The following is a 20,774-nucleotide window of genomic DNA, read 5'->3' as shown; positions in this document are numbered from 1 at the left end:
CCCCGTTCGTCTCCGCCGCCCGGCTGGCGCCGGCCCGGCCGTCCGAGGCGCAGGCCGCCGCTCCCGCCCAGTGCCGGCAGCGGACCGCCGAGATCCGGGCGTGGGCCCGGGCCCGCGGGGAGCGGGTCAACGGCCGGGGCCGTATCCCCCGGGCGGTGGTCGACGCCTACCACGCCGCCCGACAGCACCGGTGACCTGGGGGCCGCCCGTCAGTCCCGCGCGGGCCGGTACGGGGTCTGCCGGGTGATGTCGAGCAGGGACAGCACGGCGTCGCGCAGGCCCGGGGTGACGGCGACCGCGCACCGGGACCGGGTGGTGTGCGGGCTGCCGTCGCTGTCCACGACGAGCGCGCCCGCCTCGCGGGCGATCACCGCCCCGGCGGCGGTGTCCCAGGCGCGGTTGCCCAGGGTGATGCTGGCGTCGAGGGCGCCCTCGGCGACGAAGACGAGGTCCACGGCGGTGGCGCCCAGGCGGCGCAGTCCCTGGGTGCGGTGGGACAGTTCGCGGTCCAGGGCGGCGGAGAGCAGGTCGCGGACGGGCGCGTCGGGCCCGCCCCCGTAGTCGCTGAGCGCCACCAGCGCCCGGGACAGGTCCGCGGTGTCGGAGACGTGCAGCCGCACGTCGTCGCGGAAGGCGCCGCAGCCGTGCGCGGCCCAGTAGCGGCTTCCCAGGAACGGCAGCGCGACCACCCCGAGCACCGGTAGGTCGCCGTGGACCAGGCCCAGGGACACCGCGCTCAGCGGCAGGCCGTGGCAGAAGTTGGTGGTGCCGTCGACGGGGTCGAGCACCCAGTAGGTGTCCCGGTCCCCGGCGGCCCCGGTCTCCTCGCCGAGGAACCCGATGCCGGGGGTCTCCCGGAGGAGGTGGTCGCGGACGATGCGTTCGACGGCCTCGTCGGTGTCGGTGACGATCTCGCGGACGCCCTTGTCGCGGACTCCGGTGGCGGGGTGGGACAGCACGTACTCGACGGCCCGGTCGACGGCCTCCTGGGCGGCGGGCAGCAGGGCCTTGGCGTCGGGCAGGGGCATGGGGGGCTCCTCCGGTCTCGCAGGGGTACGAATCGGTGGGGTCGCGGACGCGCGGTCCGGTGTGCGCTGCTCCACCGCCGCCGTCCGTCTGGGACTCTACGCAACCCGCCGCGGACCGGTCCGGGGCGTGCGCCCGGCCCGTTCAGGCCCCTGCGGCCTCCAGTTCGGCCAGGCGCTTGCGGGCCTGGGGCAGCTCGTCCTCGGTGAAGACGTCGATGCCGTGGTCCTGCAACAGGAGGGTGGTCAGGCCCGGCCCGGGCGTCCTGGTTCCGGTGAACGAGCCGTCGAAGACCCGGTGGACGCCGCAGGAGGGGCTGTTCTCCTTCAGCACGGCCAGGCGCACCCCCTGGTCCAGGGCGGCGTGCAGGGCGGCCCTGGCCCCGGCGAGGAAGAACGCGGTGACGTCGCGCCCCTCCGGGGTGCGGATGCGGGCCCGCCCCTCCAGGACGGCGCGCGCCCCCCTGGCGTCCTCGATCTCGGCGGGCGGCCGGGGCACCGGCAGCCCGCCCACGACCTCGGGGCAGAAGGGGATGAGGCGCCCCTCGTCCCGCCAGCGCAGGAAGATCTCGTGGTCGGTGGGCTTGGCCCGTCCGTCGAACCGCACCGCCCGGCCCATCAGGCAGGCGCTGACCAGAATCCGCTCCATCGGTTCCTCCTCGACGCCGCCCCGCCCGGGCGGCTCCGGCCGTCTCGGCGTGCGGACCGGGCCCGGCGGGGCGCCGCCCGGTCCGTCCCGCCCGGCGGCGGGGGTGGCACCTGCGGGATACCCGCCCCCGCCGCCCGGGACTCCGGGGTCCGGTGCGCCGCCTGTTCCCGGCCGGGCGTCCTAGCCCCGCCTGCCGCGCGTCTTCTGCGCGGCCTTCCCGCTCTTCTTCTCGCGGATGCGCATGGTCAGCTTGATCGGGGAGCCCTGGAAGCCGAAGTCCTCGCGCAGCCGCCGCTCGATGAAGCGGCGGTAGCCCTCCTCCAGGAACCCTGTGGTGAACAGCACGAAGTGCGGCGGGCGGACGTCGGCCTGGGTGGCGAAGAGGATCTTGGGCTGCCTGCCGCCGCGCGCGGGCGGCGGCGTGGCCGCGACCAGCTCCTTGAACCAGGTGTTGAGGCGTCCCGTGGGAATACGGGTGTCCCAACTGGCCAGCCCCTGCTCGATCGCGGGCACCAGCCTCTCGACGTGCCGTCCGGTCTTGGCGGAGATGTTGACCCGCGGCGCCCAACCGACCCGGGACAACTGCCGGTCGATCTCCTTCTCCAGGTAGTAGCGGCGCTCCTCGTCGAGCAGGTCCCACTTGTTGAACGCCAGCACCAGCGCCCGGCCGGCGTCGACGACCTGCTCCACGATCCGGATGTCCTGGTCGGCCAGCGGCTCGCTGACGTCCAGCAGCACCACGGCGACCTCGGCGCGCTCCAGCGCCGCGGCCGTGCGCATCGTGGCGTAGTAGTCGGCGCCCTGCAACGCTCGGAACCTGCGCCGGATGCCGGCGGTGTCGATGAACTTCCAGGTCTTGCCGCCCAGTTCGACGAGTTCGTCGACGGCGTCGCGGGTGGTGCCCGCCACCGAGTCCACGACCACCCGCTCCTCCCCGGCGAGCCGGTTGAGCAGGCTGGACTTGCCGACGTTGGGCCGCCCCACCAGGGCGACGCGGCGCGGTCCGCCCAGGACGGGCTCGGACTCGCGGGGGGCCTCCTCGGGCATGGCCTCCAGCACCGCGTCGAGCAGGTCCCCGGTGCCGCGGCCGTGCAGCGCGCTGACCGGGTGCGGCTCGCCCACGCCCAGGTTCCACAGCTCCAGCGCGTCGGCGTCGTTCATCGGCCCGTCGACCTTGTTGGCGGCCAGCACCACGGGCCGCTTGGTGGCGCGCAGCACCCGGGTGACGGCCTCGTCGGCGTCGGTGATGCCGACGGTGGCGTCCACCACGAAGAGGATCACGTCGGCGGTCTCGGCGGCGTACTCGGCCTGGCGGGCCACCATCGCGGCCAGCCCGCTGGCGCTGGTCTCCCATCCGCCGGTGTCGACGAGGGTGAACTCGCGTCCCTGCCAGGTGGCGTCGTAGGCCACCCGGTCGCGGGTGACCCCGGGAACGTCCTCCACGACCGCCTCGCGACGCCCGATGATCCTGTTGACCAGGGAGGACTTGCCCACGTTGGGGCGTCCCACCACGGCCACCACGGGCTTGACCCGCGTCGTCTCGTCGCTGGCGGCACCGTCGGTGCGCTCGTCGACCATGTCACTCATCACACAACTCCCGGTAGCAGTGCCCTCACGCGCCCAGGATGCGTGCCGTGAGGACCGTGTTCGCCGTGCCGGTCCCGGCACGGGTGCCGCGGCCCCGTCCGGGGCCGGGTGGTTCAGAGGGCCGACGCCCGCGCCTCGTCGGCGAGCTTGACCACCAGCGCGATGACCTCGTCGAGGGAGAGGCTGGTGGTGTCCAGCTTGGTGGCGTCGGGGGTTTGGGTCAGGGGGGACACCGCGCGGGTGGAGTCGAGCCGGTCGCGCCGGGCCAGCGCCGCCTGGGTGGCCGCGACGTCGCCGGACCGCACCTCCTTGCTGCGCCGCTGCGCGCGGGCCTCCTCGCTGGCGGTCAGGAACAGCTTGACCGGTGCGTCGGGCGCGACCACGGTGGTGATGTCGCGGCCCTCGACGACGATGCCGGGGGCACTCGCGCACGCCTCGGCGATGATCTCGCGCTGGCGGGCCACGAGCAGCTCCCGCACCCGGGGCACGGCGCTGACCGCGCTGACGTTGGAGGTGACCTCGTCGCCGCGGATCACCTTGCCCACGTCCACGCCGTCGACGTGGACGGTGGGCGCGTCCGGGTCGGTGCCCATGGTGATGGCCGGGCGCCCGGCCGCTGCGGCCACGGCCTCGGCGTCGGCGACGTCGACGCCGTTCTCCAGCATCCACCAGGTCATGGCGCGGTACATCGCGCCGGTGTCGAGGTACTTGAGGCCACGTGCCCGGGCCACACTCTTGGCCGTGCTGGACTTGCCCGAGCCAGAAGGACCGTCGATGGCGATGACGAGCCCTCCGCTGCGCCCCTGCCCGCTCACGTCTACCGTTCTCCCGCCAACATCCGCCTGTCGTCTTTGTTCCGGATCAGACTACCGGTGGTCCGGGCCGTCTCGGTCCCCTCGGCGGGCGGCCCCGGCGGTCGGCCGGCTCACCGGTGCACCGACCAGCCGCCCCTGGTCAGGGCCTGCGCCAGGGTCTGTTGGACCCGGGGCGCCACCGACAGTTGGGCCACGCCCAGCGGCAGCCCCGGGGAGTGGTCGATCCGCACGTCCTCGATGTTGACGCCCGCCTCGGCGGCCGCGGCGAACAGCCGTCCCAGCGCGCCCGGCTCGTCGGGGACGACCACCGAGAGCACCGCGTAGTCGGGGGTGGAGGCGGCGCCGCGCTTGCCGGGGAGGCGCGCGTGCCCGGCGCGTCCGCGTTCGAGCAGGTCGTCGACTGGTCCGGGGTCGCCGGAGCGCAGCGCGGCGGCCGCGGCGGCCAGGTCCGCGGCGACGCGCTCCAGCACCTCGGCCACGGGGCCGGCGTTGTGGCCGAGGATCTCCCGCCACAGGCGGGGGTCGCCCCCGGCGATGCGGGTCATGTCGCGCACCCCCTGCCCGGCGAGGGCGAGCGCGGTGGTGTCGCCGTCGAGCAGGCGCGCGGCCACGGCGGCCGAGACCGCGTGGGGGGCGTGGGAGACCAGTGCCACCGCCCGGTCGTGCGCGGCCTCGTCGACCACCAGCGGGTCGGCCCCGCACAGTTCGGCGAGCACGGTGACGGTCTTGACCGCTTCGGGGGCGGTCCTGGCGGTGGGGCACAGCGCCCAGGAGCGGCCCAGGAACAGGTCGGCGCGGGCCGCGCCGGGCCCCTGCCGCTCCCGTCCGCCCATGGGGTGGCCCGGGACGTAGCCGGCCAGGTCGCAGCCGAGTGCCGCGGCCCGCTCGACCACGGAGGCCTTGACGCTGGCCACGTCGGTGTAGACGCGGGCGAGGCCGCGTTCCTGGGCCTCGCGCAGCGCCGCGGGGACCGCGCTCGGGGGCACCGCGATCACGGCGACGTCGGCGGGTCCTGCGGGCCCGGTCCCGAGGCGGCGGCCGGCTCCCAGGTCGCAGGCCAGTCGCAGGGCCGCCGGGTCGCGGTCGCTCAGTGCCACGTCGACGCCGCGCTGCCGCAGCGCCAGCGCGATCGACGTCCCGATCAGCCCGGTTCCGACCACGACCGCGCTTTCGACCATGTCCTCGTCTCCTGTTCCGGCTGTCCGCCCCGGGTCCCCGGTGCCGGGGCGCCGGTGGCGGTCCACCCGGCGGCGGGGGTCGCCCCGCCGCCGGCTACTGCGCGATGTCCAGTCTCAGGACCTGGGCTCCCCGCAGGTAGACGTGGTGCAGCTCCGAGCGGGGGCGGTCGGTCTCGATGTGCGCCATGAGCCGGACCACCCGGGGCAGGGCGTGGGGCACCGCGATCTCGGTGGAGCACATCAGGGGGACGTCGGCGAACCCGAGCTTGCGCGCGGCCAGTGCCGGGAACTCCGCGTTCAGGTCCTGGGTCGCGGTGAACAGCACGCTGATGAAGTCGTCGGTGCTCAGCTCGTTCCGGCGCATGACCTCCGCGACCAGTTCCTCGGTCGCCTCCAACACGAGGTCGCGCTCGTTGGCCTCGACCTGGACCGCGCCGCGGATCGCTCGTACCGCCACTGTCTCGTCCTCCCGAATCCTTGGGCTACATCCCTGCGGCAGTGTAGAGCTCGCTGACCTCCTTCGAGGTCAGCGCCCTCAGGGTGCCCGTCTTGAGGTTGTTGAGCCCCACCGGGCCGATCTGGGTGCGCGCGAGGTCCGACACGGGGTATCCGACCGCCTCCATGAGGCGGCGCACGATGTGCTTGCGCCCCTCGTGCAGCCGGATCTCGACCAGCGCCTTCGGCTCGATGTTGTCGATCACCCGGAAGGAGTCGACCTTCACGAACCCGTCGTCCAGCTCCACCCCCTTGCGGATGCGCCGGATGACCTCGCGCGGCACGGGTCCCGGCACCTTCGCGATGTAGGTCTTGACCACCTTGTAGCGGGGGTGGGCGAGCCGGTTGGCCAGCTCGCCGTCGTTGGTGAGCAGGATGAGGCCCTCGGTCTCGGTGTCGAGCCGGCCGACGTGGAACAGCCGTCCCTCGGTCTGGCCCGCGTAGTCGGCGATGGTGGGGCGCCCCTGCGGGTCGAACATGGTGCTGACCACTCCGCGCGGCTTGTTCAGCGCGTAGTAGCGCAGGTCGGGGGCGGTCACCACGCGCATGCCGTCGACGCGGATCTCGGACTTCTCCGGGTCGACGCGGGCGCCGAAGCGCCGCACGACCTGGCCGTCGACGCTGACCCGCCCGGCCGCGATGAGCTCCTCGCAGGCGCGGCGGCTGGCCACGCCCGCCTGGGCGAGGGCCTTCTGCAACCGGATGCCGCCGGGGACGTCGGCGTAGGTGTCGCGTTCGGCGTCGTCGACGCGGTCGTCGTCGCTGGGGTCGTACTCGGCGCGCAGCATCCGCAGCCGGGCCCGGGCGCGGGGGGACAGCTCCTGCTCGGAGCGGTGCCCGGCGCCGCGGGGGTGTCCGGTCCGGCGGTCGCGGGACCGGTCGCCGCGCCCGTCGCGGGCGCGCCGTTCACCGCGGTCGCGCGCGTCCCCTCCGGAGCGTTCGGCGCGCGGCCGCTGCGCGCGGTCGCGGGAGCGGTCGGCGGACCGTTCCTCCCCAGGCTCCCGGCCGGAACGGCGTCCGGGCTGGTCGGAGTTGCCGCGCACACCGCGCGGGGTGGGGCGGCCGCGCCCACCGCGCGGCCTGCCGTCGCCGCGGCGACGGCTGTCGTCATCGTGTGGCTTGTTCACCGGTGTCGTCGAGACCTTCGATGTCGTCGGGCAGGAAGGGGGCGAGGTCGGGAAGTTCGTCCAGGCTGCGCAGCCCCAGCCGTTCCAGGAAGTAGCTGGTCGTGCGGTACAGCACCGCTCCCGACTCCGGGTCCTGGCCGGCTTCTTCGATCAGCCCCCGCAGTACGAGGGTACGCATAACTCCGTCGCAGTTCACCCCGCGGACCGCCGAGACCCTGCCGCGGGAGACGGGCTGGCGGTAGGCGACCACCGCCAGCGTCTCCAGCGCGGCCTGGGTGAGCCGGACCTCGTGCCCGTCGCGCAGGAAGTGCTCCACGGCCTCGGCGCACTCGGGGCGGGTGTAGAAGCGCCACCCCTCGGCGACCTCCCGCAGGTCGAAGCCGCGTCCCTGCGCGGTGTACTCGCGGGAGGTCTCGCGCAGCAGGCGGGTGACGGTGTCGACGTCCGTGCCGAAGGCGCGCGCCAGGTCGTAGGCGGCGACCGGCTGGTCGACGACCATCAGCACCGCCTCCAGGTTGCGGCGCAGCGCGGTGAGGTCGGTGTCGGTCGCGGTGCGGCTCACTGCGTCTCCCCGTCGTCGTGGTCCCTGGTCCGGCCGTAGTCGTCGGTCACCGTGACCTCGCCCTGTCCGCTGCCGGTCCACGTGATCACCAGCTCCCCCAGGGGTTCGGGCTGGTCGAAGCTGACGTTGGCGGCCCGGTACAGCTCCAGCAGCGCCAGGAAGCGTGCCACCACTTCAAAGGTACCGGTGCACTCGCGGGTGAGTTCGGCGAAGGTGAGGCGGCCGTGCTCGCGCAGCGCCGCCACCACCAGCACCGCCTGCTCGGCCACGGAGGTCTTGGGCTGGTGGATGTGGGCGACCGGGACGCTGGGCGGCTCCCGCGGGGTGAGGGCGCGGGCGGCCAGCGCCGCGAACTCCTGCGGGCCGAGCTTGAGGAGCACGTCGGGGCGGAGCGCGGCGAAGCGCGGCTCCAGCGGGACGGCCCGCGCGAAGCGGCGCCCCTGCTCGGCGAGGCGCTCGGCGAACAGGGCCGCGACCTCCTTGTAGGCGCGGTACTGAAGCAGGCGGGCGAAGAGCAGGTCGCGGGCCTCCAGGAGGGCCAGGTCGGCCTCGTCCTCCACCTCGCCGCGCGGCAGCAGCCGGGCGGCCTTGAGGTCCAGCAGGGTGGCGGCCACCAGCAGGAAGTTGCTGGCCAGGTCCAGGTCCCAGGAGTCCCCGTAGGCCCTGATGTGCGCGATGAACTCGTCGGTGACCTTCGACAGCGCCACCTCGGTGATGTCCAGTTTGTGCTTGGAGATCAGCGCGAGCAGCAGGTCGAAGGGGCCCTCGAAGTTGTCGAGGTGGACCAGGAAGCCTCCCTCCGGGGCCTCCTGGGCCGTCAGGGGCGTCTCGGAGCCGGTCCCGGGGTCGGGGGGCGGGCTGGTGTCCACGGGGCGGCTCAGCTCCCGTTGAGCCGCTGGACCAGCATGCTGGCCTCGCCGTACTCCTCGAAGTCGGCCAGGAGCACCGCGACCGCCTCCCGCACGATGCGGCCGCGGTCGACGGTCAGCCCGTAGTCGGCGCGCAGGGCGAGCCGGGCCTGCTCCAGGGCGAGCAGCTCCGGGGCGGAGACGTAGACGGTGATCTTCTCGTCGTGGCGCTGCCGTCCGCTGGGCTGCGCCGCGATCCGCCGCCGCAGGCCCGGCGCCCGGACGCGCTGCGCGGGCTCCGTTCCCGGCGGATCGGCCGGGGGGTGCTCGGGGCGGGGTGCGGTGGGCCGGAAGAACAGTTCGTCGGCACCGGGCAGCGTCACGCGTCGCGAACGCCGAGGGGCCACCGGGCGAGCACCTCCTTGGCCAGTTCCCGGTAGGCTCGGGCGCCTCCCGAGGAGGGGTCGAACCGGGTGATCGGCTCGCCCGCGACGGTGGCGTCGGGGAAGCGCACGGTCCGGTTGATGACGGTGTGGAACACCTTGTCGCCGAAGCCCTCCATGATGGTCGCCAGCACCTCGCGCGCGTGCAGGGTCCTCGGGTCGTACATGGTGCCGAGGAACCCGTCGATGACGAGGTCCTCGTTGAGGCGCTCCTTGACCTTCTGGATGGTGTCCATGAGCAGGGCCACGCCGCGCAGCGCGAAGAACTCGCACTCCAGCGGCACGATGACGCCGTGCGCGGCGGTGAGCGCGTTGATGGTGAGCAGGCCCAGCGACGGCTGGCAGTCGATGAGCACCACGTCGTAGTCGTCCAGCACCGGCGCCAGGGCGCGGCTGAGCATCTGCTCGCGGGCGACCTCGCCCACCATCTGCACCTCGGCGGCGGACAGGTCGATGTTGCTGGGGATGAGGTCCAGCCCCTCGACCTCGGTGTGCAGCAGCACCTTGTCGATGGTGACCTCGCGCTGCATGAGCAGGTTGTAGATGGTGAGGTCCAGCTCGCGCGGGTCGCGGCGGCCCAGCCCCACCGAGAGCGCGCCCTGCGGGTCGAAGTCCACGAGCAGGACCCGCCGCCCGTACTCGGCGAGCGCCGCGCCCAGGTTGATGGTGGTGGTGGTCTTGCCGACGCCGCCCTTCTGGTTGCACAGCGCCACCACCCGCGCGGGACCGTGGCGGTCGACCGGGGGCGGTTCCGGGAACTCCGGTTTCGGTCGGCTCATCCCGCCCAGCGCCGCGCCGGGCGGCTCCTGCCAGTGGCTGTTCGCCGGCTCGGCCGCCGCAGCACCGGTGGGCCCCTGCGTGCCCGCGTCGTCGTATCCGGACCAGCTCACAACCCAGGACCTCCCTACGGACCGGTCTTGATCACCCCGGTTCCCCCGAACCGGTTGACAGGCCGTTGGAAAAACTTGATTTGTCGACAAGTGTTGCACCGTCGTGCGGCGACTCTAGAGTGTCGGATGCGGTGAATCAACGCGACACTCTCGCCCGGGGGTGTGCCGCAGCGTACACCTCCCGCAGCCGGTCCACGGTGACGAGGGTGTAGACCTGCGTGGTCGTGACCGAGGCGTGGCCCAGGAGCTCCTGGACGACCCGCACGTCCGCGCCCCCGTCGATCAGGTGGGTGGCGAAGGAGTGCCGCAGGGTGTGCGGGGACACGTCGCTGAGACCGGCGCGTTCGGCCGCGGCGCGCAGCACCGCCCAGGCTCCCTGGCGGGTGAGCCTGCCGCCGCGCGCGTTGAGGAACAGCGCGGGCGTGCCCCGCCCGGCGGCGGCCAGCCCGGGGCGGGCGCGCACCAGGTAGGCGTCCAGTGCGGCGCGCGCGTACCGCCCGACGGGCACCACCCGCTCCTTGCCGCCCTTGCCGCGGAAGCGCACCACGCCGACCTCGGCTCCGGTCCGGGCGTCGGGGCGCAGCCGGGTGAGGTCGTCCACGTCCAGGCCGACCGCCTCGGAGATGCGCGCCCCCGTGCCGTACAGCAGCTCCAGCAGGGCGCGGTCGCGCAGCGCCCGGGGGTCGTCCTCGGAGCCGACCGCGGCGAGCAGCGCCTCCACCTGCTCCAGGGTGATGGCCTTGGGCAGCCTGCGCGGCGGGGTGGGCGGCCGCACCTGGTGGGCCGGGTCGTGCGAGGTCAGGCCCTCGCGCAGGGCGAACCGGTGCAGGCCGCGCACCGCGACGACGGCCCGCCCGGCGGAGTTGGCGCCCAGCGGCCGGTGCTCGGGGTCGCCCTCGCGCAGGGTGCGGACGAAGCCGGCGACGTCCTCGGAGCTGACCTCGCCGAGGTCGCCGATGCCGCGTCCGGCCAGGAACTCCAGGTAGCGGCGGAGGTCCCGGCGGTAGGACAGGAGGGTGTTCGCGGCCAGGCCGCGCTCCACCGTCAGGTGGTCGAGGTATCCGCGCACCGCCGAGTGCAGGCGGGTCGCCCCTTCCGGCATCCTGCTGCCTCCCTCACGGCGTCGGTCTCGGCGGCGGTGGAACCGCGCTCGATGTCACGGTTCCCACCGCCGCCAGGCTCATCCACGTGCGGGTCGCAGGGACGCGAAACCCTCCCGGGCCGCGGCGTGCGCGGCGAGGACCCCGATGACGGCCGCGCCGTTGTGCAGCCGTCCCGCCAGGGCCGCGGCCACCGCCTCCTCCAGCGGCAGCCACTCGACGGTCATGTCGGCCTCCTCGTGGACGCGGACGAAGTCGACCTCCTCGTCGGGGACCCGGACGAGGTCGCGGGCGAGGAAGACGTGGATGCGTTCGGTGGAGAACCCCGGCGAGGGGAAGAAGTCGACGAGCTCGTGCCAGGTGTGGGCCCGGTAGCCGGCCTCCTCCAGCAGTTCGCGCTGCGCGGTGCGCACCAGGGGCTCGCCGTCGACGTCGCGGATGCCCGCGGGCAGCTCCCACAGCCGGTGTTGCACCGCGTGCCGGTACTGGCGCAGCAGCAGGACCCGCCCCGCCTCGTCCAGGGCCAGCGCCGCCACCGCCCCGGGGTGGACGAAGCGGTCGCGCGACACGGTCTCCTCGCCGTCCGCCCCCGGCATGCGCACCCAGTCGGTGACCATGCCGACGATGGGGCTGCGGTAGCGCGTCTCGGAGCGCTCGACCGGCCAGGAGTCCGGCGTGTCGGCGATCGTGCCGTGGTCGCCCATCAGCGCGTCCCCGCCGAGTACTTCAGCGCCGCCTCGACCAGCCCGACGAACAGCGGGTGCGGCCGGGTCGGCCGGGACCGCAGCTCGGGGTGGGCCTGGGTGCCGACGAAGAACGGGTGCTCCTGGCGGGGCAGCTCCACGTACTCGACCAGGGAGCCGTCGGGGGACAGGCCGGAGAAGACCAGGCCGGCCTTCTGCAACGCGGGCCGGTAGGCGTTGGCCACCTCGAAGCGGTGGCGGTGCCGCTCCCGGACCTCCTCGGCGCCCCCGTAGAGCTCCCGGACCAGCGAGTCCTCGGCGAGGCGGGCCGGGTAGAGGCCCAGCCGCATCGTGCCGCCCATGTCGCGCTCCCCGGCGACCACGTCGACCTGGTCGGCCATGGTGGCGACGACCGGGTGCTCGGCCTTGTCGTCGAACTCCGTGCTGTTGGCGCCGTGCAGCCCGGCCACGTTGCGGGCGTACTCGATGACCATGCACTGTAGTCCCAGACAGATGCCCAGCAGCGGGATGCCGTGCTCGCGGGCGTGGCGGATCGCGCCCACCTTGCCCTCGATGCCGCGCACCCCGAACCCGCCGGGGATGAGCACGCCGTCGGCCCCCTCCAGTTCGCGCCGGGCGCCCTCGGGGCTGGCGCAGTTGTCGCTGGCCACCCAGCGGATGTTCACCCGGGTACGGTGGGCGAACCCGCCGGCGCGCAGCGCCTCGGTGACCGACAGGTAGGCGTCGGGCAGGTCGATGTACTTGCCGACCAGGGCGATGGTGACCTCGTGGTCGGGCTGGTGGACGCGGCTGAGCACGTCGTTCCACTCGGTCCAGTCCACGTCGCGGAAGGCCAGCCCGAGGCGGCGCACCACGTAGGCGTCCAGCCCCTCGCGGTGCAGCACCTTGGGGATGTCGTAGATGGACGGCGCGTCCGGGCAGGAGACGACGCCTGCCTCGTCCACGTCGCACATCAGGCTGATCTTCTGCTTGAGGCCGGCGGGGATCGGCCGGTCGGCTCGGCAGACGATCGCGTCGGGCTGGATGCCGATGCTGCGCAGCGCGGCCACCGAGTGCTGGGTCGGCTTGGTCTTCAGCTCGCCGGACGGCACCAGGTACGGCAGCAGGGAGATGTGCAGGAAGAAGCAGTTGTCGCGGCCGATCTCGTGCCTGATCTGCCGGGCCGCCTCGAGGAACGGCTGCGACTCGATGTCGCCGACCGTGCCGCCGATCTCGGTGATGACCACGTCCACGTCCTCGCTGTCCATCGCGAGGATGCGGTCCTTGATCTCGTTGGTGATGTGCGGAATGACCTGCACGGTGTCGCCGAGGTAGGCGCCCTGGCGCTCCTTGGCGATCACACTGGAGTAGATCTGGCCGGTGGTGACGTTGGCCGAGGCGGACAGTTCGGTGTCCAGGAACCGCTCGTAGTGGCCGATGTCCAGGTCGGTCTCCGCGCCGTCGTCGGTGACGAACACCTCCCCGTGCTGGAACGGGTTCATCGTGCCCGGGTCGACGTTGAGGTAGGGGTCGAGCTTCTGCATCGTGACCCGGAGCCCTCGCGACTTCAGCAACCGTCCGAGGCTGGAAGCGGTCAGGCCCTTGCCGAGGCTGGAGGCGACGCCGCCGGTGACGAAAAGGTGCTTGCTGCTCGCGGCGGATGCCAAGATTGCTCCCGTGGTTGTGCGGCTACGGAACGCCGTCAGGTCCGACAGGCGACCGTGCGGTGCCCGCCAACGGCACACGGCCGAACACATTCTGCGGACTCCACGGGCCACCAGGATAACACCCCCCGACCACACCGGGAGGTTACGGCAGTGTTCCGCCGGGACCGGGACGATCGGCGCCGCGGGCGCGGACCGGGTCCCGGTCCGCGCCCGCGGACCGGACGCGCTCAGCGCAGGGCCAGCGCCGGACGGACCTCCCAGGTGGTCCACAGCGGGCGGTAGCCCATCCGGTGCCAGAACGGCCCCGACAGGGGGTTCATCACCGCGTAGTTGAGCAGGGTGACCGCGATGCCGTGGGTGTCCAGGGCGTGGTGCGCGTGGCTGACCAGGCACGTCCCGATGCCCTGGCCGCGCTCCTCCTCGGCCACCGCGCCGTAGCCGATGTAGGCCGCCGGGGACTCGCTGACGAGGGGGGCGACCCAGCGCGCCCGGTGGGGCGGCGACACCCACAGCAGTCCCACGGGGCGGCCGCGCCGTTCGGCCAGCCAGATCCACGACGGGTTGCGGCTCAGCGCCCGGGCCGCCACGCGGCGGGTCTGCTCGGCCGTCTCCGGCTGGATGAACACGTTGCCGAAGTGCTCCTCGTAGCGGTGCTCCTCCATGACCAGGCTGACCACCGCGGCGAGGTCCTGGATGTCGGCGAGCCGGATCGTGACGTCCCGGGGCGGCAGCGCGGGGGGCACCCCCCGGCGGCGCTGCCGTACCGCCATGACGGTGACCGGCTGCATGCCGTGGCGCTGCAACGGCCGGACCCCGCACACGTCCCGGGCGGGCCAGGTCAGCAGCGCGGCCGACTCCGAACCGGTCCCGGTGGGCAGTTCCTCCAACTGGTCGCGCCAACTGGTCAGCAGCGAGTCGAGCGCTCCTTCCGGGTCGGAACCGCCCACGAGCGGGGTGATCCAGTGCTGGTCGGGGACTCCCCAGGTCCGGCCCGCCTCCCCGGGCTGGTACCAGGAGTAGCGCATGGTGCCGACCGCCATCGGACGGCCTTTCTCGTCGCTGACGGTCAACACCGGGTTGGTGTTGAACTTCGGGTGCGACGGCCCGGGCAGCAGCGGATCGACCGCGGCCCAACGCCTGGCCACCGATTCCACGAGTCTGTCGAATTCGGCTGTTCCGTTCGGCGGATTGTCATGCCGCACCCGCGCGACATAACCGCTCATTCATCCCTCCCTGGCGGCGGTACGCTCTCGCGTACGCACCGAGGGCCACTAGCGCCCCGCCGCTAGTACCCTTGTTGCCGATCACCTAAAGTCGCATATCGACTACCGAAGCGTACGGTATCGCTTCGAACCGCGGAACGCAGGCAAAACGCCAGAAGTTTCTCCCATTGTTGGCCAATTGTCGTCAGACAATCTCCCACGGTCCACACATTTGGAGCAAACCCCTCAACCGTAACCAAAACAGGAAGCGTCCGAGGTCCGGACGGTCCTGCCGGTACGGGAGCCCTCGGGGGTCAGGGAGCGGCGTCCCCTCCCTGCTCGACGGTGTTCCCGCTCCCCAGATCGGTGATGACGGGGTTTCCGGACGCGTAGTAGACGGTGTTGTCGGATCCCAGAACATTCACCTCCGTGGCCGATCCTACGCTCACCTGGTTGCCGCTCCCGGCAACGGTGACCAGGACGCAGGAGCCGTTGAGGGTGACCGTCGCCCCGTTGGCCACGACGTTGGCGCTGCGCCCTCCGCAGTCGTGGACCACCGTCCCCCCGTCCGTGGCGACGTTGATCAGCTCGTCGGTGACCACGGCCCCGCCGTCCGACGCGCCCTCCCCGTCACCGGAGATCTCCAGCTCGGTCTCGCCGTTGCCCACCGAGATGTCGCCGTTCTCGTCGATCGAGATCCCCGTGCCGTTCTCGTCGCGCAGGCTGATCCCGCCCGCGCACCCCGCTGCCGCGACGGCGACGAGCACCACCGTGCCGACCACCGCCGGAATCCGGTTCCGCACTCCCGTCTCCTTTGCTCCCTCTCCGTACGGCGCACCGGCCGCTCCCCCCGGTGAGACGCCCCCGGCGGAGGAAAAGTTCGCGGCACCGGTCAGCCGATGCCCGCCTCCTCCATCCCGCGCAGCTCGCGCTTGAGTTCCTTGATCTCGTCACGCAGCCGCGCGGCGAGCTCGAACTGCAGGTCGGCGGCTGCCTGGTGCATCTGCTCGGTGAGCTGTTCGACCAGGTCGGCCAGTTCCGCGCGGGGCAGGCCCGCCGCTCCGCCGGCGCGTCCGCGGCCGCGCGCCTGCCCGGGGACCGGGGTCCCGGCCCGCCGCTCCCCGCGCCGTCCGGCGGCGAGCAGCTCGGCGGTGTCGGCGTCCTCCCGGGCCAGCGAGTCGAGGATGTCGGCGATCTTCTTGCGCAGCGGCTTGGGGTCGATGCCGTGCTCGGCGTTGTAGGCGAGCTGCTTGGCGCGCCGCCGGTTGGTCTCCTCGATGGCCGCGGCCATGGAGTCGGTGATCCGGTCGGCGTACATGTGCACCTGCCCGGCGACGTGGCGCGCGGCCCGACCGATGGTCTGGATGAGCGAGGTCTCCGACCGCAGGAACCCCTCCTTGTCGGCGTCCAGGATCGCCACCAGCGACACCTCGGGCAGGTCCAGGCCCTCCCGCAGCAGGTTGATGCCGACCAGCACGTCGAAGACGCCCACCCGCAGCTCGCGCAGCAGCTCCACCCGGCGCAGCGTGTCGATCTCGCTGTGCAGGTAGCGCACCCGGATGCCCAGGTCGGTGAGGTAGTCGGTGAGGTCCTCGGCCATCTTCTTGGTGAGCGTGGTGACCAGCACCCGCTCGTCGCGTTCGGCGCGCACCCGGATCTCGTGCACCAGGTCGTCGATCTGCCCCTCGGTGGGCTTGACCACCACCTCCGGGTCCACCAGGCCGGTCGGACGGATCACCTGCTCCACCACGTCGCCGCCGACCCGCTCCAGCTCGTAGGGGCCGGGCGTGGCCGACAGGTAGACGGTCTGTCCGATGCGCTCGCGGAACTCCTCCCACTTCAGCGGGCGGTTGTCCATCGCCGACGGCAGCCGGAAACCGTGCTCGACCAGGGTGCGCTTGCGGGCCGCGTCGCCCTCGTACATGCCGCCGATCTGCGGCACGGTGACGTGCGACTCGTCGATGACCAGCAGGAAGTCCTCGGGGAAGTAGTCGAGCAGGGTGTGGGGCGGGGTGCCGGGGGCGCGGCCGTCGAAGTGCCGGGAGTAGTTCTCCACCCCCGCGCAGGTCCCCATCTGCTCCAGCATCTCCAGGTCGTAGGTGGTGCGCATGCGCAGCCGCTGCGCCTCCAGCAGCTTGCCCGCCGCCTCCAGTTCGGACAGCCGCTCGCCCAGCTCAGCCTGGATGTCGGCGATGGCGCGTTGCAGGCGCTCGGGCCCCGCCACGTAGTGCGAGGCGGGGAAGATGTAGACCCGGTCGCTCTCGCCCAGCACCTCGCCGGTGATCGGGTGCAGCGTCAGCAGCCGCTCCACCTCGTCGCCGAACATCTCGATGCGGATCGCCAGCTCCTGGTAGACCGGGATGATCTCGACGGTGTCGCCGCGCACCCGGAAGGTGCCGCGGGTGAACGCGACGTCGTTGCGGCTGTACTGCATCTCCACGAGCCGGCGCAGCAGCTCGTCGCGGTCGATCTCCATGCCGACCTCGACGGCGGCCATGCGGTCCACGTACTCCTGCGGGGTGCCCAGGCCGTAGATGCACGACACCGACGCCACCACGACGGTGTCGCGGCGGGTGAGCAGCGAGGTGGTCGCCGAGTGGCGCAGCCGCTCGACCTCCTCGTTGATGGAGGAGTCCTTCTCGATGTAGGTGTCGGTCTGCGGGACGTACGCCTCGGGCTGGTAGTAGTCGTAGTAGGAGACGAAGTACTCGACGGCGTTGTTCGGCAGCATCTCGCGCAGCTCGTTGGCGAACTGCGCGGCCAGCGTCTTGTTGGGCTGCATGACCAGGGTGGGGCGCTGGAGCTTCTCCACCAGCCAGGCCACGGTGGCGGTCTTGCCCGTACCGGTGGCCCCCAGCAGCACCACGTCGCTGGCGCCGCCCTCGATCCGCCGGGCCAGTTCGGCGATCGCCGCGGGCTGGTCGCCCGCCGGGACCATCTCCGAGACCACCTCGAACGGCTTGGCCGTGCGCTGGATGTCGGTGACCGGTCGCATGAGTCCCCCCGGCGTGTCGAAAACCTGTCCGCCCCTCCCCACTCTAGGGCGCGGCAGTGACACGGTACGCCGACGCGACCCGTCCACGGCCGTCCGAGGGCGCCGGGAGGCGCCTCGCTGCCTCCCCGGGCAGGCGCCGGTGTCGCGGGCCGCGCCCCGCGGCCGGGAAGCGCTCTGCGGCCTCCTGAGCGCGGGGACACCGGCGAGCACGACGGGGCCGGCGCCTTCCTCCCCGGGCGCCTGCCGCGGCACCGCCCGCTCTTCGCCGCGAACCCCCGAGGGGAAAGAAGTCGTCTTCTCTTTGCCAACCGATCGAAAAGTGCGGAGTTCGTCAACTCCGTGTCTGGGTTCCCCGCTTCCCGGGGACCCGCCGCACTTTCCCGTCCGCTCCCGGCCGCGGCGGCGTCCGGGAGGCGGGGAGGGGGTCACGCGGCGGCGCGGCGCTGCAACTCCTGCCACACCTCGGCGACGCGGGCGTCCAGCTCCTGCTCGGTGCCGGAGTTGTCGATGACGATGTCGGCGACCGCGCGGCGCTGCTCCCGGTCGGCCTGGGCCCTGATGCGGGCGCGGACCTGGTCGGCGGGCATGCCCCGGTTGGCCACCACCCGCTCCACCTGGGTCTCGACGGGGACGTCCACCACGACCACCACGTCGTAGCGGTCGGCCAGGCCGTTCTCGACCAGCAGCGGCACGTCGTAGACGACGATCGTGCCCTCCCCGGCGCGCTCCATCAGCTCCTGGGTGCGCTGCCCCACGCGGGGGTGCACGATCTCGTTCAGCCGGGCCAGCTTGGCCTCGTCGGCGAACACGATCGCGCCGAGCTTGGGCCGGTCCAGCCGCCCGTCCGGGGTGAGCACCTGCTCGCCGAACTCGGCGACGATCTCGGCCAGCGCGGGCGTGCCCGGCTCCACGACCTCGCGTGCGACGGCGTCGGCGTCGATGACCAGCGCCCCGTACTCGGCCAGGCGGCGCGCCACCGAACTCTTGCCCGACCCGATCCCGCCGGTCAGTCCCACTGTCAGCATGGCGCCGATCCTACGGACCGCGTCCGCGCAACGCGGAGGGGGCCGCCCCTTTCGGGACGGCCCCCTCGGTCAGCCGTGGGACGATCAGCTCTCGCCGCCGCCCGCGAGCTTCTCCCGCAGCGCGGCCAGGGCCTCGTCGGAGGCCAGCGCCCCGCTGCTGCCCTGCCCGGAGCCGCTGTCCTCCACCTCGGGCTGGTACTGCGCCTGGGCAGCCTCGGCCTCGGCGGCCTGCGCCTCCTGGACCTGCTTGCGGTGCGCCTCGAAGCGGGCCTGCGCCAGGGCGTACTGGCGCTCCCACTCGTCGCGCTGGGCCTCGTAGCCCTCCATCCACTCGCCGGTCTCGGGGTCGAAGCCCTCGGGGTACTTGTAGTTGCCGTGCTCGTCGTACTCGGCGGTCATGCCGTACAGAGTCGGGTCGAACTCGGTCTGGTCCGGCGAGACGCTCTCGTTGGCCTGCTTGAGCGACAGGCTGATGCGGCGCCGGTCGAGGTCGATGTCGATGATCTTGACGAAGATCTCGGTGCCGACCTGGACGACCTGCTCGGGGATCTCCACGTGGCGCTCGGCCAGCTCGGAGATGTGCACCAGGCCCTCGATGCCCTCCTCGACCCGGACGAACGCACCGAACGGCACCAGCTTGGTGACCTTGCCGGGGACGACCTGGCCGATCTGGTGGGTGCGGGCGAACTGCTGCCACGGGTCTTCCTGGGTGGCCTTCAGCGACAGGGAGACGCGCTCGCGCTCCATGTCGACGTCGAGGACCTCGACCGTGACCTCCTGGCCGACCTCGACGACCTCGCTCGGGTGGTCGATGTGCTTCCAGGACAGCTCGGACACGTGCACCAGACCGTCGACACCGCCGAGGTCCACGAACGCGCCGAAGTTGACGATCGAGGAGACCACACCCTTGCGGATCTGGCCCTTCTGCAGGGTGTTGAGGAAGGTCTGGCGGACCTCGGACTGGGTCTGCTCCAGCCAGGCACGGCGCGACAGGACGACGTTGTTGCGGTTCTTGTCAAGCTCGATGATCTTGGCTTCGAGCTCGCGTCCCACGTAGGGCTGAAGGTCACGCACGCGACGCATCTCGACGAGGGAGGCGGGCAGGAAGCCGCGCAGGCCGATGTCGAGGATGAGACCGCCCTTGACGACCTCGATGACGGTGCCGGTGACGACGCCGTCCTCCTCCTTGATCTTTTCGATCGTGCCCCAGGCGCGCTCGTACTGGGCGCGCTTCTTGGACAGGATGAGGCGGCCTTCCTTGTCCTCCTTCTGCAGGACAAGGGCCTCGACATGGTCTCCGACGGCGACGACCTCGTTGGGGTCGACGTCGTGCTTGATCGAGAGTTCGCGTGAGGGGATCACACCCTCGGTCTTGTAGCCGATGTCGAGCAAGACCTCGTCTCGATCGACCTTCACGATGGTGCCTTCGACGATGTCACCGTCGTTGAAGTACTTGATGGTCTCGTCGATCGCGGCGAGGAAGGCTTCCTCGGAACCGATGTCGTTGACCGCTACCTGCGGTGTCGAGGTGGCCTCGGTGCTGCTCGTCATGTGTGGGTGGACTCCGGTACGGACATGGATAGAAGCTTGGACACGCTGTGAGAACACATTGATTCGGATTCGAACGGCGTGGTCCGGACGGAAGGTCCGCCACACTGGGGTGTGACTGGCCTCACGATCCGCACGGCGGCCGGTCGAGCCTCCCCCGACCCTGGGCGAACCCCGAATCGAGTGTGTGCATGCGAATCCACAACGCTCACACCAGCCTATGAGACGACTGCCCCTTGGTCAATCGGAAGCAGGGGTGAGCGCCGGAATCAATCCTGTTTCGTCATGTTTCTGAGGCCGGAGAGAAAAAGGGGGGAGTGGACTCGCCTCTGCGTGATCTTGGCCGCACTCCACCACGGATGCTACAAGCAGGAGCCCCGTCTTTGAAGGTTTCGGGTGAGTAAAATTTCCGTCTCGGGTGATCTAGTCGTCGTAACGCCCCGAACGGGCGCGCTTGAGGGCGGAGCGGCGGCGTTTCTCCCGCAGCCGGCGCTCCTTCGCCGCGCGCGTGGGGCGGGTGGGGCGCCTGCCGCGCGCCGGGGGCCGCGCGGCCTCGCCCAGCAGTGCGGCCAGCCGCTGGCGGGCCGCCTCGCGGTTGCGCGCCTGGGAGCGGAAGTCCTGCACCGACACCGTCAGCATCCCGTCGACCAGCCGCGGCCCCAGCCTGCGGAGGGCGCGTTCGCGCTCGGCCTCGGTGAGGACCGCGGTGGTGGTGACGTCCAGCGACAGCGAGACCCGGGTGTCGGAGGTGTTGACGTGCTGCCCGCCGGGCCCCGAGGAGCGGGAGAAGCGCCACACCAGCTCCTCCTCGCGCAGCTCCACGGCGGGGGCGCCGTGCGGGTCCCCCATCGCGCCTCCTCGTTCCCGGTCGCCGTCCTCCTCCGGGATCCTACCGCCGGGCCCCCGGGGGCGGGGAGGCCTTCTCCCGGACGTGC

21 protein-coding genes are annotated in these 20,774 nt (G+C 72.4%); 1 reads left to right on the top strand and 20 read right to left on the bottom strand.

The features are described 5' to 3' along the window. Positions 1–194, top strand: a 194-nt coding sequence (locus tag AC529_RS13715; protein ID WP_198156422.1) for an Lsr2 family DNA-binding protein, incomplete at its 5' end; no start/stop codon positions are given. A gap of 15 nt (positions 195–209) precedes the next feature. Here AC529_RS13715 and AC529_RS13710 read toward each other — a convergent pair. The 20 genes from AC529_RS13710 to arfB form a co-directional block, all read right to left on the bottom strand. Continuing rightward, complete coding sequence (locus AC529_RS13710; RefSeq protein ID WP_068757282.1) at positions 210–1,028, bottom strand: inositol monophosphatase family protein; 819 nt, start codon at positions 1,026–1,028, stop codon at positions 210–212. A 142-nt stretch (positions 1,029–1,170) separates the two neighbouring features. Continuing rightward, positions 1,171–1,674: a 2-thiouracil desulfurase family protein gene (locus AC529_RS13705; RefSeq protein ID WP_068757279.1), complete on the bottom strand. Its 504-nt coding sequence runs from the start codon at positions 1,672–1,674 to the stop codon at positions 1,171–1,173. A 180-nt stretch (positions 1,675–1,854) separates the two neighbouring features. After that, positions 1,855–3,261, bottom strand: a complete 1,407-nt coding sequence (gene der / locus AC529_RS13700) for a ribosome biogenesis GTPase Der (protein ID WP_068757277.1) — start codon at positions 3,259–3,261, stop codon at positions 1,855–1,857. Positions 3,262–3,374: 113 nt separating this feature from the next. Beyond that, positions 3,375–4,076, bottom strand: coding sequence for a (d)CMP kinase (cmk, locus tag AC529_RS13695; protein ID WP_068757276.1), 702 nt, complete (start codon positions 4,074–4,076; stop codon positions 3,375–3,377). 110 nt (positions 4,077–4,186) lie between these two features. Beyond that, a complete protein-coding gene (locus AC529_RS13690; RefSeq protein ID WP_068757275.1) occupies positions 4,187–5,254 on the bottom strand; it encodes a prephenate dehydrogenase in 1,068 nt (355 codons plus the stop codon). A gap of 94 nt (positions 5,255–5,348) precedes the next feature. After that, a complete protein-coding gene (gene aroH, locus AC529_RS13685; RefSeq protein ID WP_068757274.1) occupies positions 5,349–5,711 on the bottom strand; it encodes a chorismate mutase in 363 nt (120 codons plus the stop codon). A gap of 25 nt (positions 5,712–5,736) precedes the next feature. Beyond that, positions 5,737–6,876 carry a pseudouridine synthase gene (locus AC529_RS19700; RefSeq protein WP_083948210.1) on the bottom strand — a complete coding sequence of 380 codons (1,140 nt, stop codon included), beginning with the start codon at positions 6,874–6,876 and terminating at the stop codon, positions 5,737–5,739. Next, positions 6,857–7,438 (bottom strand): SMC-Scp complex subunit ScpB, encoded by a 582-nt coding sequence (gene scpB, locus AC529_RS13675; protein WP_068757273.1) that lies wholly within the window; start codon positions 7,436–7,438, stop codon positions 6,857–6,859. The genes AC529_RS19700 and scpB overlap by 20 nt, the downstream gene beginning before the upstream one ends. After that, positions 7,435–8,259, bottom strand: a complete 825-nt coding sequence (locus AC529_RS13670) for a segregation and condensation protein A (protein ID WP_068757618.1) — start codon at positions 8,257–8,259, stop codon at positions 7,435–7,437. The genes scpB and AC529_RS13670 overlap by 4 nt, the downstream gene beginning before the upstream one ends. Positions 8,260–8,315: 56 nt before the next feature. Then, positions 8,316–8,669 carry a hypothetical protein gene (locus tag AC529_RS13665; RefSeq protein ID WP_068757271.1) on the bottom strand — a complete coding sequence of 118 codons (354 nt, stop codon included), beginning with the start codon at positions 8,667–8,669 and terminating at the stop codon, positions 8,316–8,318. Then, the gene (locus tag AC529_RS13660; RefSeq protein ID WP_068757269.1) at positions 8,666–9,619 is read right to left on the bottom strand and encodes a ParA family protein; all 954 of its coding nucleotides are present in this window, start codon (positions 9,617–9,619) and stop codon (positions 8,666–8,668) included. Before AC529_RS13660 ends, AC529_RS13665 begins: the two co-directional genes overlap by 4 nt. 136 nt (positions 9,620–9,755) lie before the next feature. After that, positions 9,756–10,721, bottom strand: a complete 966-nt coding sequence (locus tag AC529_RS13655) for a site-specific tyrosine recombinase XerD (protein ID WP_068757267.1) — start codon at positions 10,719–10,721, stop codon at positions 9,756–9,758. A 78-nt stretch (positions 10,722–10,799) separates the two neighbouring features. Next, complete coding sequence (locus AC529_RS13650) at positions 10,800–11,423, bottom strand: NUDIX domain-containing protein (protein ID WP_068757265.1); 624 nt, start codon at positions 11,421–11,423, stop codon at positions 10,800–10,802. Continuing rightward, positions 11,423–13,069 carry a CTP synthase gene (locus AC529_RS13645; RefSeq protein ID WP_068757263.1) on the bottom strand — a complete coding sequence of 549 codons (1,647 nt, stop codon included), beginning with the start codon at positions 13,067–13,069 and terminating at the stop codon, positions 11,423–11,425. The genes AC529_RS13650 and AC529_RS13645 overlap by 1 nt, the downstream gene beginning before the upstream one ends. A 227-nt stretch (positions 13,070–13,296) precedes the next feature. After that, positions 13,297–14,292, bottom strand: a complete 996-nt coding sequence (locus tag AC529_RS13640; protein WP_068757262.1) for a GNAT family N-acetyltransferase — start codon at positions 14,290–14,292, stop codon at positions 13,297–13,299. Between the two features lie 293 nt (positions 14,293–14,585). Continuing rightward, the gene (locus AC529_RS13635; RefSeq protein ID WP_068757260.1) at positions 14,586–15,074 is read right to left on the bottom strand and encodes a DUF3060 domain-containing protein; all 489 of its coding nucleotides are present in this window, start codon (positions 15,072–15,074) and stop codon (positions 14,586–14,588) included. A gap of 89 nt (positions 15,075–15,163) precedes the next feature. Beyond that, a complete protein-coding gene (gene uvrB / locus AC529_RS13630; RefSeq protein ID WP_068757258.1) occupies positions 15,164–17,266 on the bottom strand; it encodes an excinuclease ABC subunit UvrB in 2,103 nt (700 codons plus the stop codon). Positions 17,267–17,691: 425 nt separating this feature from the next. Beyond that, complete coding sequence (gene coaE / locus AC529_RS13625; protein WP_198156421.1) at positions 17,692–18,291, bottom strand: dephospho-CoA kinase; 600 nt, start codon at positions 18,289–18,291, stop codon at positions 17,692–17,694. An 84-nt stretch (positions 18,292–18,375) separates the two neighbouring features. Next, positions 18,376–19,842, bottom strand: a complete 1,467-nt coding sequence (rpsA, locus tag AC529_RS13620; RefSeq protein WP_068757256.1) for a 30S ribosomal protein S1 — start codon at positions 19,840–19,842, stop codon at positions 18,376–18,378. Between the two features lie 420 nt (positions 19,843–20,262). Beyond that, the gene (gene arfB / locus AC529_RS13615) at positions 20,263–20,688 is read right to left on the bottom strand and encodes an alternative ribosome rescue aminoacyl-tRNA hydrolase ArfB (protein WP_068757255.1); all 426 of its coding nucleotides are present in this window, start codon (positions 20,686–20,688) and stop codon (positions 20,263–20,265) included. Between the last annotated feature and the right edge of the window lie 86 nt (positions 20,689–20,774).

This window comes from Thermobifida cellulosilytica TB100, assembly GCF_001517975.1.
In the GTDB taxonomy this organism is placed as follows: domain Bacteria; phylum Actinomycetota; class Actinomycetes; order Streptosporangiales; family Streptosporangiaceae; genus Thermobifida; species Thermobifida cellulosilytica.
Note: the sequence above shows the minus strand (reverse complement) of the source record. Positions and strands in the feature narration are given on the sequence as shown.

Coding starts and splice junctions, on each gene's coding strand:
- AC529_RS13710 (WP_068757282.1), bottom strand. CDS start 1,028: ATGCCCCTGCCCGACGCCAAGGCCCTGCTGCCCGCCGCCCAGGAGGCC.
- AC529_RS13705 (WP_068757279.1), bottom strand. CDS start 1,674: ATGGAGCGGATTCTGGTCAGCGCCTGCCTGATGGGCCGGGCGGTGCGG.
- der (WP_068757277.1), bottom strand. CDS start 3,261: ATGAGTGACATGGTCGACGAGCGCACCGACGGTGCCGCCAGCGACGAG.
- AC529_RS13690 (WP_068757275.1), bottom strand. CDS start 5,254: ATGGTCGAAAGCGCGGTCGTGGTCGGAACCGGGCTGATCGGGACGTCG.
- AC529_RS13655 (WP_068757267.1), bottom strand. CDS start 10,721: ATGCCGGAAGGGGCGACCCGCCTGCACTCGGCGGTGCGCGGATACCTC.
- AC529_RS13650 (WP_068757265.1), bottom strand. CDS start 11,423: ATGGGCGACCACGGCACGATCGCCGACACGCCGGACTCCTGGCCGGTC.
- AC529_RS13640 (WP_068757262.1), bottom strand. CDS start 14,292: ATGAGCGGTTATGTCGCGCGGGTGCGGCATGACAATCCGCCGAACGGA.
- uvrB (WP_068757258.1), bottom strand. CDS start 17,266: ATGCGACCGGTCACCGACATCCAGCGCACGGCCAAGCCGTTCGAGGTG.
- coaE (WP_198156421.1), bottom strand. CDS start 18,291: ATGCTGACAGTGGGACTGACCGGCGGGATCGGGTCGGGCAAGAGTTCG.
- rpsA (WP_068757256.1), bottom strand. CDS start 19,842: ATGACGAGCAGCACCGAGGCCACCTCGACACCGCAGGTAGCGGTCAAC.
- arfB (WP_068757255.1), bottom strand. CDS start 20,688: ATGGGGGACCCGCACGGCGCCCCCGCCGTGGAGCTGCGCGAGGAGGAG.